Annotated in this window: 13 protein-coding genes; 12 read left to right on the plus strand and 1 reads right to left on the minus strand. The window is 49.3% G+C overall.

The window, feature by feature from the left end:
- The 3 genes from WG8_RS29510 to WG8_RS29520 all read left to right on the plus strand — a co-directional run.
- On the plus strand, positions 1 to 385 hold a 385-nt coding region (locus WG8_RS29510; RefSeq protein ID WP_442950075.1), incomplete at its 5' end, for a hypothetical protein.
- 72 nt (positions 386 to 457) lie between these two features.
- Complete coding sequence (locus tag WG8_RS29515; RefSeq protein WP_052310861.1) at positions 458 to 943, plus strand: hypothetical protein; 486 nt, start codon at positions 458 to 460, stop codon at positions 941 to 943.
- Positions 944 to 1,150: 207 nt separating this feature from the next.
- Entirely contained in the window at positions 1,151 to 1,969 is an 819-nt protein-coding gene (locus WG8_RS29520) for a hypothetical protein (RefSeq protein WP_052310862.1), read from the plus strand.
- A 131-nt stretch (positions 1,970 to 2,100) separates the two neighbouring features.
- On the opposite strand, the gene WG8_RS11320 is transcribed toward WG8_RS29520, so the two are convergent.
- Entirely contained in the window at positions 2,101 to 3,630 is a 1,530-nt protein-coding gene (locus WG8_RS11320) for a glycosyltransferase (RefSeq protein WP_043890979.1), read from the minus strand.
- A 238-nt stretch (positions 3,631 to 3,868) separates the two neighbouring features.
- Here WG8_RS11320 and WG8_RS11325 point away from each other — a divergent pair, with 238 nt between their 5' ends.
- The 9 genes from WG8_RS11325 to WG8_RS11365 all read left to right on the plus strand — a co-directional run.
- Positions 3,869 to 4,738, plus strand: a complete 870-nt coding sequence (locus WG8_RS11325; RefSeq protein ID WP_007430315.1) for a glycosyltransferase family 2 protein — start codon at positions 3,869 to 3,871, stop codon at positions 4,736 to 4,738.
- Between the two features lie 33 nt (positions 4,739 to 4,771).
- Positions 4,772 to 5,911 (plus strand): DegT/DnrJ/EryC1/StrS family aminotransferase, encoded by a 1,140-nt coding sequence (locus WG8_RS11330; RefSeq protein WP_007430316.1) that lies wholly within the window; start codon positions 4,772 to 4,774, stop codon positions 5,909 to 5,911.
- Complete coding sequence (locus tag WG8_RS11335) at positions 5,908 to 6,549, plus strand: acetyltransferase (RefSeq protein WP_007430317.1); 642 nt, start codon at positions 5,908 to 5,910, stop codon at positions 6,547 to 6,549. Before WG8_RS11330 ends, WG8_RS11335 begins: the two co-directional genes overlap by 4 nt.
- 299 nt (positions 6,550 to 6,848) lie before the next feature.
- Positions 6,849 to 8,918: a bifunctional rhamnulose-1-phosphate aldolase/short-chain dehydrogenase gene (locus WG8_RS11340; RefSeq protein ID WP_007430318.1), complete on the plus strand. Its 2,070-nt coding sequence runs from the start codon at positions 6,849 to 6,851 to the stop codon at positions 8,916 to 8,918.
- 265 nt (positions 8,919 to 9,183) lie between these two features.
- The gene (gene rhaI / locus WG8_RS11345; RefSeq protein ID WP_007430320.1) at positions 9,184 to 10,404 is read left to right on the plus strand and encodes an L-rhamnose isomerase; all 1,221 of its coding nucleotides are present in this window, start codon (positions 9,184 to 9,186) and stop codon (positions 10,402 to 10,404) included.
- The gene (rhaB, locus tag WG8_RS11350) at positions 10,401 to 11,876 is read left to right on the plus strand and encodes a rhamnulokinase (protein WP_007430321.1); all 1,476 of its coding nucleotides are present in this window, start codon (positions 10,401 to 10,403) and stop codon (positions 11,874 to 11,876) included. Before rhaI ends, rhaB begins: the two co-directional genes overlap by 4 nt.
- A 20-nt stretch (positions 11,877 to 11,896) precedes the next feature.
- Positions 11,897 to 12,655: a DeoR/GlpR family DNA-binding transcription regulator gene (locus WG8_RS11355; RefSeq protein WP_007430322.1), complete on the plus strand. Its 759-nt coding sequence runs from the start codon at positions 11,897 to 11,899 to the stop codon at positions 12,653 to 12,655.
- 600 nt (positions 12,656 to 13,255) lie between these two features.
- The gene (locus WG8_RS11360) at positions 13,256 to 13,984 is read left to right on the plus strand and encodes a (Fe-S)-binding protein (RefSeq protein ID WP_007430323.1); all 729 of its coding nucleotides are present in this window, start codon (positions 13,256 to 13,258) and stop codon (positions 13,982 to 13,984) included.
- On the plus strand, positions 13,981 to 15,381 hold a 1,401-nt coding region (locus WG8_RS11365; protein WP_007430324.1), incomplete at its 3' end, for a LutB/LldF family L-lactate oxidation iron-sulfur protein. The genes WG8_RS11360 and WG8_RS11365, both read left to right, overlap by 4 nt.

Raw genomic sequence — 15,381 nt, forward strand, 5'->3', positions numbered from 1 at the left:
GTCCAAGGTGTTCAAGGACCTCAGGGAATTCAAGGAGCCCAAGGTGACCAAGGACCTCAGGGTGTTCAAGGCGTTCAAGGAACCCAAGGACCTCAGGGAGTTCAAGGAACCCAAGGTGACCAAGGACCTCAAGGTGTTCAAGGCCCACAAGGTGACCAAGGACTTCAGGGAGTTCAAGGAACCCAAGGCGATCAAGGACCTCAAGGAGTTCAAGGTGTCCAAGGCGACCAAGGACCTCAAGGTGCTCAAGGCGTACAAGGCGACCAAGGCCCTCAGGGTGTTCAAGGCACACAAGGTGACCAAGGACCTCAAGGAGTTCAGGGCGTTCAAGGTGACCAAGGACCACAGGGAGTTCAAGGCGTACAAGGTGCTCAAGGCCCTCTAGGTCCACAAGGTATTCAAGGCCCTCTAGGTGCTCAAGGCCCTCTAGGTCCACAAGGTGCTGAAGGCCCTCTAGGTGCTCAAGGCCCTCAGGGCGTTCAAGGAGTGCAAGGCGACCAAGGCCCTCAGGGCGTTCAAGGAGCGCAAGGCGACCAAGGCCCTCAGGGAGTTCAAGGAGTCCAAGGCGACCAAGGCCCTCAGGGAGTTCAAGGCGTACAAGGTGACCAAGGCCCTCAGGGAGTTCAAGGCGTACAAGGCGACCAAGGCCCTCAGGGCGTACAAGGCGTTCAAGGCGACCAAGGACCTCAAGGAGTTCAGGGAGCCCAAGGCGATCAAGGACCTCAGGGAGTTCAAGGCGTACAAGGCGATCAAGGACCTCAAGGAGTTCAAGGTGTCCAAGGCGACCAAGGACCTCAAGGTGCTCAAGGCGTACAAGGCGACCAAGGCCCTCAAGGAGTTCAAGGCCCACAAGGTGACCAAGGACCTCAAGGAGTTCAGGGCGTTCAAGGTGACCAAGGACCACAGGGAGTTCAAGGCGTACAAGGTGCTCAAGGCCCTCTAGGTCCACAAGGTATTCAAGGCCCTCTAGGTGCTCAAGGCCCTCTAGGTCCACAAGGTGCTGAAGGCCCTCTAGGTGCTCAAGGCCCTCTAGGTCCACAAGGTGCTGAAGGCCCTCTAGGTGCTCAAGGCCCTCTAGGTCCACAAGGTGCTGAAGGCCCTCTAGGTGCTCAAGGCCCTCTAGGTCCACAAGGTGCTGAAGGCCCTCTAGGTGCTCAAGGCCCTCAGGGCGTTCAAGGAGTGCAAGGCGACCAAGGCCCTCAGGGCGTTCAAGGAGTGCAAGGCGACCAAGGCCCTCAGGGCGTTCAAGGAGTGCAAGGCGACCAAGGCCCTCAGGGCGTTCAAGGAGTGCAAGGCGACCAAGGCCCTCAGGGCGTTCAAGGAGTGCAAGGCGACCAAGGCCCTCAGGGCGTTCAAGGAGTGCAAGGCGACCAAGGCCCTCAGGGCGTTCAAGGAGTGCAAGGCGACCAAGGCCCTCAGGGCGTTCAAGGAGTGCAAGGCGACCAAGGCCCTCAGGGCGTTCAAGGAGTGCAAGGCGACCAAGGCCCTCAGGGCGTTCAAGGAGTGCAAGGCGACCAAGGCCCTCAGGGCGTTCAAGGAGTGCAAGGCGACCAAGGCCCTCAGGGCGTTCAAGGAGTGCAAGGCGACCAAGGCCCTCAGGGCGTTCAAGGAGTGCAAGGCGACCAAGGCCCTCAGGGCGTTCAAGGAGTGCAAGGCGACCAAGGCCCTCAGGGCGTTCAAGGAGTGCAAGGCGACCAAGGCCCTCAGGGCGTTCAAGGAGTGCAAGGCGACCAAGGCCCTCAGGGCGTTCAAGGAGCGCAAGGCGACCAAGGCCCTCAGGGAGTTCAAGGCGTACAAGGCGACCAAGGCCCTCAAGGAGTTCAAGGCCCACAAGGTGACCAAGGACCTCAAGGCGTTCAAGGCGTACAAGGTGAACAAGGACCTGCAGGCATTCTGTAAGCTTAAGCTCAAGGTATATTTAGATGACTCAAAAGTTATTTATAACTTTTGGGTCCTTTTTTTGTCTTAAGTTCATGTTTGCAGTTCTGCTGTAACGAAAAAACCTTTGTTGAAGTCTTGTGGAAATAAATTCCAAGAGACTTCGACAAAGGTATTGGAAAATAACTGTTGGCTAATGTTCTAATCAGCCTTACCTGAGATTTAGGGCAACACAACCACTTTCTCTTTGCAGGACGCAACAAATTTTGCATATTGAATACAAGTTTCTAATGAATCATTTGGCTCCATTGGCCACCATCGTATGGCTCCCCTGGGAGCTTTGGAGGCATAGATTTCGATGTCTGATGGAATTCGACCTACAACCACAATTTCGATCTCCCTAAAGTTGTTTTCAATGCCCTTTTGGAGCGTCTTAATTAATTGGGTATGCTCTATTTCGGGGCAGGAATGGGGGATAGGGAACAATATCGAGAATCTTGAGGTATCTTCTTGAATAACGTGAGCAGATTTCCGGGCAGAATCATCCGTAGAAGTCTCCCAAATACGACGATAAGGCAATAGCTCTGGTAATTCGAGCTCTTTCAATCTCATTTGAATTCTTTGGAAATAGCATCTATATAGTTCCCCTACAAGAACCTGAATCTGCTTATTTCTGAGGAATGTAGTGTTATTTCCATGTTCGTTACGATATTGGATATATATCAAATCGGGGATGTTTACAAATTTAGTACAAAGAAACGTCCGGACCAGCATATCGTAATCATCTGCTACCAGTAGTTCATTGCGATGGCCTCCGATCAGATGATAACAGTCTCTCGTCCACGCACGGGGATGATTGGGTAAACCGACCAAATGACGAATGGTTTTGCCATTAATAGTCGTATGTTTTTGTACATTTTGCCATCTGTTCATTTCATGCAGCCAGACTCGATAATGAACACTGTAACCAAAGCCACAATCCCAGCCATACCAATGCGCATGATTGCTCCCTGCATACACCTCGGCACAATCTCCATAAACAAAGCCACAGTCAGGATTTTGTTGAAAGGCTCTGACGATTTTCTCCAGGCAGTCAGGAGTTAGCTCATCATCATGATCTACTTCTACTAAAATTTCCCCTGTACATAGACCTGCTGCAAACCTTTTGATGGCTCCTATATAGCCATTGCGGGAATCCTGGCGATATCTCCGCACACGCTGGTCCTCTAAAGGGAGTAAATATTCCTTGTATGTCTCATCTTCATCACCGGAATCATCCACGATTACCCATTCCCAGTTTTTATAGGTCTGCTTCAATAAAGATTGATAAGGTCGTTGAATTTTTTCTTTTGACCTGTAGCTGGCAGTAAAGACGGATATTAAAGGTGTGTTTGAAGAAAAATGTGTTGGAGGAATCGTTCTATTCTCCGGAAGGGGATCTGTTGCCTTGAGCCAGCAGAAAAATAAATGCATAGGTTGAATTTCGTCTGGTGATTGGAAGTGCAACCAGCGTTTTTTTTCGTGACTAGGCAACGCTTTTAGTGCTGAAAATTCTCCCCACTCTTCTCCGAGCGAGACGTAAACCCGAGGCTTTTGGAGGCTATTGTCTATAAGTGGTTGATCAGCCTCATACAGTTTTATTGTAATGTGATTTTCTTCCAATCTATCTATCAATTCTTTTACATCATCCTTTAGAACCTTTTTCGATACAAATAAATGAGTTGTCAGCAGCGGAGTGAAACTCAATGACATGATCATTCCCCTTTACCAGTTTAGAACACCAACGAGAGGGAGGTGCCGATTCAGACGCAAGTTATTGTTTTTATTAAAACATCCATTTTCCTGGCATCATTTTATTTCCCAGTAGTATATATGTATGTGTATGTGTTCGGGGATGTGAGGAACAGGTCAGCCCATATGAAACCAACAGAGTAAATAGGCTGAAACCTCCGGCGTAGACACCTAAGCATAAAAGGAAGGTGGAGTAAGCGTGGAATGCCCATTAGTAAGTGTCGTTATACCTGCATATAACCGCCCGCATACACTAAAAATTGCCATCGATAGTGTATTGGAACAAACTTACCCGAATATCGAAATCATTATCTGTGATGACAGTACAACGAATGAAGTACAAGAAATGCTTGAAGATTCTTATTTAGATTCTTTTCCCCAAATTAAATATTATAAAAATGATAAAAATCTTTTCCTCGGAAATTGGCATAAATGTTTTGATTTGGCGTCAGGTGAATATATCAATTACTTGATGGATGATGACATATTTCATAAAGAAAAAATAGCAAGGATGATCTATTTCTTTGAAAATTTCGAAAATATCACACTGGTTACCTCGTATCGGCAAACCATTGATGAATCAGGGGCTATTATCCCACCGCTCTATGCAACGGAAAGGCTGTACGAGGAAACAAGGATCATGGACGGAAAAATGCTGGCAAACGTCGCCTTAACTCGTTGTTTAAATGTGATTGGTGAGCCTACGACAGTGTTTTTCAAAAAAACAGATCTTATCGAACAGTTTGGAGTATATAAAGGAAAACAGTATTCTCTTCTTAATGATTTAGCGTCCTGGTTGAACTTACTCTCCAAAGGAAAAGCAGTTTATATTCCTGAAGCACTAAGCTATTTCCGAATACATCCCAATCAAAATAATCAGACGCTTGGTCAAAATGCATTCACGGAATGGTTAGATATTATGATTGCCTCAAGAGATGATGGGTTTCTTGATACTGACGATTTGTTTAAAACTGCACTTCATTCTTATCAGGAACGTATAAAGGGTCGTCCACAATTTGCTGCAGATATCAAGCGAATTGAAATGATATTAAAAACATTGGAATCCTAGCTTGCTCATCCCATATGCGAAGGAGGCTGGCTCATGTTCGACATTCCCTTCTTACGACCTAATTTAGTAAAAAAGGAACGATTTATTTCCAATTTTGAGAAAATAGAAGAGACGCGGATTTACTCCAATTATGGTCCCTTAAATAACCTGTTTGAAGAGCGGGTCATTGCGCAAATGTTTGATGGAATCGGTTCGGCTGTGACCGTTCATAACGCTACCGTTGGCTTGATTTTGGCGATTTCTCAAAGCAAGCGACCACAGGGCAAATATGCTGTTATGCCTAGCTTTACTTTTGCTGCCACTCCACTTGCTGCCGAGTGGTGCGGGCTTGAACCCTACTTCCTTGACATTGAACCGGAGAATTGGCAAATGAATAGGGAGCAGTTAGAGCAGACAGTCAAGCTGCTGGGGGATGAGATTGCGGTAATCGTTCCTTATGCCACTTTCGGTACAGCTATTGATTTATCCATATACAATAAGCTGCAGGAGCAGGGAATTCCGGTAGTCATTGATGCGGCTGCCAGCTTTGGAACGATAACTCCCGAGGAAGCCACCCATTTTGGCAAAGGCTTTGGAGGAGCCGTCGTATTCAGCTTTCATGCCACCAAATCTTTTGGTATTGGAGAGGGTGGATTGGTATACAGCTTGGACCAGGATCTCATTAAGCGAATTCGTCAGGCGGGGAATTTCGGTTTCTCTAGCAGCAGGGAGTCTGTCACCCAAGGTCTTAACAGTAAGATATCCGAGTATACCGCTGCTATCGCTTTAGCCACTCTCGATCATTTCAAGGCTGTACGTGAGAATAGAAGGACGATCTACGAATATTATCTTCAAGAACTGCTCCAAGCAGACTTATTAGAACGAGGGTGGTCTTTACAAAAAGTGCAAGGATCAGTTGTTCATCAATTTATCCCTATTCTTAGTCCAGATGCCCACACGAATCAAGAAGTCGTAAAGTTATTAGCCTCTAATTCAATAGAAGCCAGAACCTATTTTTCTCCGGCGTGCCATCAGCAGAAGCAATTCCAAAGCTATACCCGGTCTACTCTTCATGTTACCGAACACATTACCAAACATATTGTCAGCCTGCCCTTGTGGGAGGAACTGGACGAGATTATTGTTCGAAGAATTGTGAACGTTCTCGGAAGCCTGGAAAAAGAGACAACCGGATGAGGAAAATCGTGATTTGGGGATCGGGCGGACATGCAAGGGAAATCAACTGGTTATGTGAAGAGCTGGGAGTTCAAGTGACAGGTTTTTTAGACGAACGGCCTGAGACGAAAGGGCAGATCGTAAATGGGGTTCCTGTGCTGGGAACATTGGCTGACATTGAAGCGTTAAAATATGAGGTAGAGCTGATATGTGCCGGGGTGGGTGACCCGGCATTAAAGAAACGATTCGCTTATCAAACAACTCAATCGGGATTTCGTATCGCAGCTCCGCTAATACATCCACGAGTTCGTTTGTCTCGAAGAAACACCATTGGAGAGGGAAGCATGATCTTTGAGGGGGCTGTCCTGTCGGACAATATTAAGATCGGACAGCATGTAATTATCAATCGGAGTGTTAACGTGAGTCATGATGCGGTTATTGGCGATTATGCAACTATAGCCCCCGGTGTGAATCTGGCAGGCAATGTAACCATAGATGAGGGGGCCTATATCGGCATTGGTGCCTCGGTACGGGAGAAACGCCGCATCGGAAGTTGGTCTATGATCGGTGGTGGAGCCTTTGTTAAAGAGGATATACCCGAATTTACCATGGCTGCAGGTGTACCAGCAGTCGTTAAAAAACGACTTGATATGCCCTAAGCCTCCTTGCTTCGAAACAAAGCTTAATCAAATTCGTAGCAATATGCTTGGCAAAGAAGTGATTTACCTGCCCAAAGGCTGTACTGGAAAAGGTTCTTATGACCTGACCCGGCACGGCCTTATTATATTTTAAGCTAATATGCTCGTTTTACAGGTTAGTAAAAATTAAAAATTATTTTTGATTATTTTTGTATTTCATATTTTCAAATTGAAACAAAAATGTTATAGTCTCCGTAAGCAAAAATAAACACTATAATAAAGCAATTCAAAACTAAACAGAACTTGGAGGTCTTTTTCCTATGGTACAAAGTCTGTGGAATTCTTCACAAGCATCTGAGCAAAAAAACACGCTGGAGCAGCTAGTATACCGTTCCAACCTCATTGGTACGGATAGAAGCGTGTGCAACTGGGGAGGCGGCAATACTTCGGCCAAAACAACGATACAGGATTTCCGCGGACGTGAGGTGGAAGTGATGTATGTCAAGGGCAGCGGTTCCGATCTCGCAACAATGAAAGCGCATAACTTCACAGGGCTTCGTATGGAGGATATCCGTCCTTTGTTTGAGCGGGAGGATATGTCTGACGAGGATATGGTTGCTTATCTGGCGAATTGTATGATTGATGCCAAGCATCCACGTGCCTCGATTGAGACGCTATTGCATGCTTTTTTGCCTTTTAGACATGTGGATCATACACACCCGGACGCGATTATCAGCTTGTGTTGTGCGCACAACGGCAAGGAAATCGCAAAGGAAATTTTCGGTGACCGCTTTGTATGGGTGCCTTATATCCGACCTGGCTTTAAGCTGTCCAAAATGATTGCTCAAGGTGTACTGGATCATCCTCAAGCCGAATTGGTATTGATGGAAAAGCACGGCCTGGTGACGTGGGGAGATACGTCCGAAGCGGCGTATGCGAAAACGATCGAAATCATTCAGGAAGCAGAAAGCTATATCAAAGCACGTCAAGAGGCAAAACAGCCGTTTGGCGGCGCAAATTATAAAGCGCTTACTTCAGAGGAGCGCCGCAGCATTGCGTCTCAGGTCATGCCAGCCGTCCGGGGGGCGGTCAGTGATGAGAAAAAGATGATCCTCACCTTTGATGATGCAGACGACGTGCTGGAGTTTGTGAACGGCCGGGATTCAGCTGCTTTATCCCAGGTCGGGGCAGCATGCCCGGATCATCTGGTTCATACCAAGATGAAGCCGCTTTTCGTGGATTGGACGCCGGATGTAGAAGACGTAGAGGGCTTGAAGATCAAGCTTGCAGAAGGCATAGCAGCCTATAAGGAGCAATACCAAGCCTATTTTGAACGCAATCGTCATGAGGGAGATGTTAGGTTTGAGGCTGCACCGCGTGTGATTTTGATTCCGGGTGTTGGTATGATCAATACAGGAAAAAGCTGGAGCAATGCGCAGGTGAGCGGTGCCTTGTATCATCGTGCTATCGCTGTTATGCGGGGTGCAACTGCGTTAGGGCAGTTTGTGTCGCTCAGTGAAAACGAATCGTATAACGTGGAGTACTGGCCCCTGGAGCTCTATAAGCTGTCACTCGCACCGGCAGAAGCTGAATTTTCACGTAAAATCGCACTCATTACGGGCGGAGCAGGTGGAATCGGCAGTGCAACCGCGCGCCGTTTGGTGGACGAAGGCGCACATGTCGTACTGGCAGACCTGAATCTGGAAGGTGCGCAAAAGGTAGCCGCAGAGATAAATAGCAGCTACGGAGAAAACCGTGCCATCGCCGTAAAAATGGATGTGACGCAGGAGGACCAGATTCAGGCTGCCTATGCTGAAACGGCTCTGAACTACGGCGGTGTTGATATCATCGTCAACAATGCAGGTCTGGCTACCTCCAGTCCATTCGATGAAACGTCATTAAAGGAATGGAATTTAAACGTGAACGTGCTGGGAACAGGCTATTTTCTGGTCGCACGCGAGGCGTTCAAGCTGATGAAGGAACAGACACTTGGCGGCAGCATGGTATTCGTCGGCTCCAAAAACTCGGTCTACGCAGGTAAAAATGTAACGGCCTACAGCTCGGTCAAGGCGCTGGAGGCGCATCTGGCCCGTTGTATTGCCGCAGAAGGCGGCGAATACGGCATCCGTGTGAACACGATTTTACCGGACGCGATTCTGCAAGGCTCGGCGATCTGGAACTCCAACTGGCGCAACGAGCGCGCCGCCGCCTACGGTATTGAGCCAGACCAGTTGGAGGAGCATTACCGCAAGCGGACGACATTGCTGGTCAATATCTATCCGCAGGATATCGCGGAGGGCATAGCCTTTTTCGCCTCATCCAAGGCAGAAAAAACGACAGGCTGTATGCTGACTATTGACGGCGGCGTACCTGCAGCCTTTACAAGGTAAACAGTGGAGTACGGCTCAAGCTTAGGCCGGTATGTCTCTTAATATCGCGAAATGATCTTGAAACAAACGTAAATAAGTCATGATGACTCATTTACGCACTGATGTCTTTTATACACACTAGCACTTTAAAATAGAAGTGACTTTATGGCTGGTCAGCAGCGGAGCGGGCGGAATTGTTCTGGAGAAGCGCAGCGTTCGGAAGAACAATCCGCACGCGAAGCGGCCTCCTCCCGTAACTCACTTTATTTTCCAAGGAGGAATCACGATGAGTGACAAAGCCTACGCCTTATTCGAGGAACAGCAGCAGCAACGGGGGATTGATCTGGAGCAGGTAAAGACAAAGCTGAAAGCGCTGAGCATAGAAACGCCATCCTGGGGCTATGGCGACTCAGGTACACGGTTTAAAGTCTTTCAGAAAACGGGTGTGCCGCGTGATCCGTTTGAAAAGCTGGAGGATGCCGCGCAGGTCCACGCCGTGACGGGCTTATGTCCATCGGTCGCCATTCATATCCCGTGGGATAAGGTGGACCATTACGGTAAGTTCCGCAGTCATGCCGAAAATCTCGGTCTGCGGATTGGGGCCGTGAATCCCAATCTGTTTCAAGACGAGGACTACATGCTAGGCAGCGTTACCAATGTAGACCCGGCCATCCGCCGCAAGGCCACCAACCATTTGCTGGAATGTGTGGATATTGCGAAGGAGACGGGCTCTACTGATCTTAGTCTATGGTTCGCAGATGGAACGAATTATCCCGGTCAGGGGGACATTCGCAAACGGAAAAACTGGATGCTGGAGGCACTCGGCGAAATGTATAAGGCGCTCACGCCTGATATGCGCATGCTGATTGAATACAAGGCGTTCGAGCCGGCCTTTTACCATACGGATATTGCCGATTGGGGCATGGCGTACCATTACGCGACCAAGCTGGGGCCGCAGGCGCAGGTGCTTGTGGATACAGGGCATCACCTGCCGGGAGCCAATGTGGAGCATATTGTTGCGTTTTTAATGGATGAGAAGCGGCTGGGCGGTTTTCATTTTAACAGCTATAAATATGCGGATGATGATCTGATCGTGGGCTCCGCCAATCCGTATGAGCTGTTTTTGATCTTTTATCAGATTTTGAACGCAGCTCAGGATGTGGATGCAGATATTCGCCATACCGTGGATAAAATTGCTTATATGATCGACCAGTCGCACAATATCGAGCCCAAAATTCCGGCCATGATTCGCTCGGTGCTGAATGTGCAGACTCAATATGCGAAGGCCTTGCTGATTAATCATGCAGAGGTGGAAGAGGCGGCAAACCGCCAGGATGTGCTGGGTGCAGAGGATGCCGTGCGCCAGGCGTTTGAGTTTGATGTGGCGCCACTGCTCAAAGCGATACGTGAAGAGCAAGGCTTACCTGCTGATCCGATGAAAGCCTATCTGGCGTCTGATTATGGCAAGCAGATTTTGCAAAGAGGCAAGGGTGGTGCAAGCTGGTGAGCATTCTCGCTTATGATTTGGGGGCAAGCAGCGGCAGGGTTCTGCTCGGACGATTGACAGATTCACGTATAGAGGTGGAGGAAATCCATCGCTTTTCGAATGATCCGGTCAAGGTTGGCGAACGCCTGCACTGGGATATACTGCGTCTGTATCATGAGGTTCAGCAGGGATTGCTCAAAGCCAAGCATATGGGGGTGAATCCGTCCAGCCTGGCAATTGACTCCTGGGCGGTCGATTTTGGACTGATTGGAGAAACCGGAGAATTGCTGGGCAACCCATATCATTATCGGGATTGGCATACCCACGGGGTGATGGAGGAAGTGCAGGAACGGCTGGGAAAAGAGTTTATTTTTCAGCGCACAGGCATTCAGTTTTTGACGTTTAACACCATTTATCAATTGGCCACTATGCGCAATATGAAATCACCCTTGCTGGAGCAGGCAGCGCATTTCTTGATGATCCCTGATCTGCTGCGGTATTTTCTGACAGGTGAAATGTACAACGAGTTTTCGAATGCGACCAGCACGCAATTATATCATCCGTTGCAGCAAGACTGGGATGATGAGCTTTTGTCCGGGATCGGCATCCCCCGCTCCTGGTTCGGAAAGGTACTGGAGCCGGGAAGTGTTGCAGGTACGATCCGTTCATCGGTCATGACAGATCTGGGCATTGAAGCGATTCCTGTGATTGCAGTAGCAGAGCACGACACAGGATCAGCTGTGGCTGCCGTGCCTGCGCTGGAGCGCTCGTTTGCGTACTTGAGCTGTGGAACATGGTCCCTGATGGGAACGGAAACGGCACAGCCTGTAATTAACGACGACACGCTTCGATATAATTTTACGAACGAAGGCGGTGTGGGTCGGACCTACAGGCTGCTGAAAAATATCATGGGACTGTGGATTTTACAGGAGGCACGCAGAGAGTGGGAGCGGCAGGGAAGCTCCTATTCCTTTCCTGAATTGGTTCACATGGCGGAGCAGGCTCCGGCGTTCACCTGTTTGATTGACCCGGATGATGAACTGTTTCTGCATGCCGGAGATATGAAAACACGCATACGCCAATACTGCCGCAATACCGGGCAGCCCTTGCCGGAGACTCCGGGGGAGATCACACGCTGTATTTTGGAAAGTCTGGCCTTGAAGTACCGTTACGTTTTGGAGTTGACGGAGCGTGTGTCAGGGCAGCAGTTTAATGGGCTCCATATGGTGGGTGGCGGCATTCAAAATCGGCTGCTGTGCCAGTGGACGGCTAACTCGATTCAAAAACCCGTGTGGGCAGGACCAGCAGAAGCAAGCGCAATCGGCAATCTTGCGGTACAATGGATAGCACAGGGAAAGTTCGCCGATATATGGGAAGCACGCCGGGTCATCGCGGATTCTATTGCCGTAGAGGTTTATGAACCTGCCGATTCAGAGGCGTGGAAGGATGCCTACGGACGATTCCGGCAGGTGGCGAGACTTTTTGTACATTAAAGATGTGGAGTGAGATTGCCATGCTGGTCGCAGAAAGATATGAAATGATTGTACAGCTCGTGAATGAAAAAGGAAGCATACGGGTGTCGGAATTGAGCGAGTTGTGCAAAGTAACGGAGGAAACGATCCGCCGCGATCTGGACCGTCTGGAGCAGGCGGGACGATTGCGTCGTTCGCATGGGGGAGCGGTCAGCGTCAAAAACGAGCAGCCTGAAACCCCCTATGCAGTGCGGGAAATTATGAATGCAGAGGAAAAGCGCCGGATTGCCGAGGAAGCGGTCAAGCTGATTGAGCCGCATGATCGTATTTTGCTGGATGCCAGTACGACCGCCTGGTATATGGCGTCAAGTCTGCCGGATATTCCGCTGACCATATTAACGAATTCAATTCGGGTAGCTACAGAGCTGGCGGGTAAGGAAAAAATCGAGGTTATTTCCACAGGCGGTCAGCTGCTTCAACGCTCGCTGTCGTTCGTAGGCCCGCTTGCGGAGCGTTCATTGGAAACCTATTATGTGGATAAGCTGTTTTTTTCCAGCCAGGGGGTTCATCTGGATCGCGGCATTAGTGAGTCGAATGAGCTGCAAGCTCGTCTGAAGCAGAAAATGGTCAGCATCGCAGACCGTGTGATTTTACTGGCAGATGCGAGCAAATTTGGACAGCAGGCGTTTACGCATGTCGTGAACCTGTCGCAAGTGTCTGAAATCATCACGGATTCGCGGTTGTCGGACCCGATTCACAGTCAGCTCGCAGAGCTGTCAATTCCGGTTACGGTTGTGTAAATTTAAAAATGCCGAGGTGGAGGGTGTCGCTCCGCGTTTCATTTGATCTTACGATCGCTGTTGCAGTGGGATTCTTTGATGATGTAAAACACGTATAGGTGAGAATCCCACTGCAAGCTTATGCTTACGTAGAGAGCTTTCCTCTGGAAAGCTTTTAGGCGAGCGCTGACGCTTCTCCAGATTCAAATGAGCCGCTCCGCTGGTATTCTCCATAAGTAGATTTTTTGATAGTAAGTAGATATCGGTTCAAACATAGTGACGTTAGACTAACTAAGACAGCTCAACAGGAAAAGATACAGCATTCAAGATGATTAGAAAGCGTTTACTTTTCATATAAGCTGAACTCGAAAAATTCACATCAAAACGGAGCAGGCGGAATGGTGCTGTACAAGCGGTAGCGGTCGCTTTAAAAGCTTTCCGTAGGAAAGCTCGCTTCGGAAGCATCACTTCCCCGGATTTCTACCCTGATGAAAGGCTTTATTCAAGAAATCCGGGGGCGGTGGCGATGGGAAGCACCATCCGACTGCGTAGTGGCGCAACATGTAACTTTTAAGCTCAGTTTATATTATAGCTATTCCATGGACGGAAGAGGTGTCTCGTATGAAGGTATCTATATTTATTACCTGCCTGAGTGATGCGATTTATCCCAAGGTGGGGGAAGCGATGGCACGTTTGCTTGCCAGATATGGTGTTGAGCTGGATTTTCCAAAGGTACAGACATGCTGCGGACAGCCGTCTTATAACAGCGGCTATTGGGATGAGACGAGGGCAGCGGCCAAAACGATTTTGAAAGCATTTGATGACAGCGATTTTGTCGTATCTCCCTCCGGTTCCTGCACATACATGATTCACCATTACCCTGAGCTGTTTAAGGATGAGCCCGAATGGCTGGACTCGGCACGCAGGCTGGAGCAAAAGACGTATGAATTTACGCAATTTATGGTACAGGTGCTTGGTGTGACCGATGTGGGCGCGTCTTTTCCGCATACGGTAACCTACCATCCATCTTGCCATGGCACACGCTTGCTAGGCGTAAAAGATGAGCCGATGCAACTGCTTGGCAGTGTGAAGGGCCTGCAATTGGTGCCGCTCCCTTTTGCCGAGGATTGCTGTGGCTTTGGGGGCACTTTTGCGGTGAAAATGCCGGATATTTCAGGGGCGATGGTAACGGAAAAGGTGGATCATATCAGGGAGACGGAAGCCGAGGTGCTGGTCGGACTGGATATGGCGTGCTTGATGAACATTGCCGGAAATCTACGGTATCGGAAAGAGCCGGTTCGGGTGATGCATCTGGCTGAGCTGCTGTATGAAGGGGTGAAGCATGCATGACCGCTGTACATTCACATTCTATGAGTCAAAAGGTCCGAAAACGTGCGGAGCTGGCCCTGAACGACGATTTTCTGCGCAAGGCTGTTCGTTTTACCACCGAGCGGCTGCGCAACGGCAAGCAAGTGGCTTCAACGCAGCACGGAAATTGGGAGGAATGGCGTGAGCGGGGACGTCAAATCCGACTGCATACCATTGCCCATCTGGACTATTACTTAAATCTATTCGTGGAAAATGCCCGTGCCAATGGGGTGCATATCCATTTTGCCGATACAGCCACCGATGCCGTACAAATTACATTGGATATTGCTGCACACACTCAGGCCCGCTCTGTTGTCAAATCGAAGTCGATGGTGTCGGAGGAGCTGCATCTAAATCAGGCACTGGAAGCGGCAGACATTGAGACGATTGAAAGTGACCTCGGTGAATATATCATTCAACTGGCAGGGGAAGCCCCGTCCCATATCGTTATCCCTGCGATTCACAAAAATCGCTATCAGATTGCCGAACTGCTGTCCAAAGAGGCTGGGGAGGAACTGTCTGCGGATACGACGGTATTGGCGGGCTTTGTCCGCAAAAAGCTGCGTGAAAAGTTTCTGGAGGCGGATATTGGCATGACCGGGTGTAATTTTGCCATCGCCGAGACAGGCTCCATGGTCCTGTTTGAAAATGAAGGCAACGCACGGATGGTATCTACTTTGCCCAAAACGCAAATTACGCTGATGGGCATGGAGCGGATTATTCCATCCTGGACGGATTTGGAGGTGATGGCTACATTGCTGCCACGCTCCGCTACCGGACAGAAGCTGACCATGTACATGTCCGGTATTTCAGGTCCACGGCGCAGCCAGGATGCCGATGGACCGGAAGAAATGCACATCATCATCGTAGATAACGGACGCTCGCTTCAGCTAGGCAATCCCGAGTTTCAAGAGCTGTTGAATTGTATTCGCTGCGGGGCTTGCCTGAATGCCTGTCCTGTTTACCGGCACATTGGCGGGCACGCGTATGGCGGGACATATAGCGGCCCTATCGGTGCGGTACTTACACCTGCTCTACATGGCAACATTGAGGAGTGGAACGATATTGCAAGCGCGTCCAGCCTGTGTGGGGCCTGTTATGAGGCCTGTCCGGTCAAAATACCACTGCATGACATGCTGGTTTATTTGCGTAGACGCAAGGTGGAGGCGGGACAAGGAGATAAGCTGGAAGCGGCAGGAATGAAGGGGTTTGCAACAGTGGTTTCCAGCTCAAAGCGATTCGCAGCAGCGATAAGGCTGGGGCAGATTGCCCAGAAAGCAGTCGTCCGTAAGGGCGAAATCACTCTTAAGCTTGGCCCGTTAAAGGGCTGGAATACGTACCGTGTGGCCCCCTCTCTGGCCAAAAAGTCCTTCCGTCAG

This window comes from Paenibacillus sp. Aloe-11, from assembly GCF_000245715.1.
Classification (GTDB): Bacteria; Bacillota; Bacilli; order Paenibacillales; family Paenibacillaceae; genus Paenibacillus; species Paenibacillus kribbensis.

Coding starts and splice junctions, on each gene's coding strand:
- WG8_RS11360 (WP_007430323.1), top strand. CDS start 13,256: ATGAAGGTATCTATATTTATTACCTGCCTGAGTGATGCGATTTATCCC.
- WG8_RS11340 (WP_007430318.1), top strand. CDS start 6,849: ATGGTACAAAGTCTGTGGAATTCTTCACAAGCATCTGAGCAAAAAAAC.
- rhaI (WP_007430320.1), top strand. CDS start 9,184: ATGAGTGACAAAGCCTACGCCTTATTCGAGGAACAGCAGCAGCAACGG.
- WG8_RS11330 (WP_007430316.1), top strand. CDS start 4,772: ATGTTCGACATTCCCTTCTTACGACCTAATTTAGTAAAAAAGGAACGA.
- WG8_RS11335 (WP_007430317.1), top strand. CDS start 5,908: ATGAGGAAAATCGTGATTTGGGGATCGGGCGGACATGCAAGGGAAATC.
- WG8_RS11355 (WP_007430322.1), top strand. CDS start 11,897: ATGCTGGTCGCAGAAAGATATGAAATGATTGTACAGCTCGTGAATGAA.
- WG8_RS11320 (WP_043890979.1), bottom strand. CDS start 3,630: ATGTCATTGAGTTTCACTCCGCTGCTGACAACTCATTTATTTGTATCG.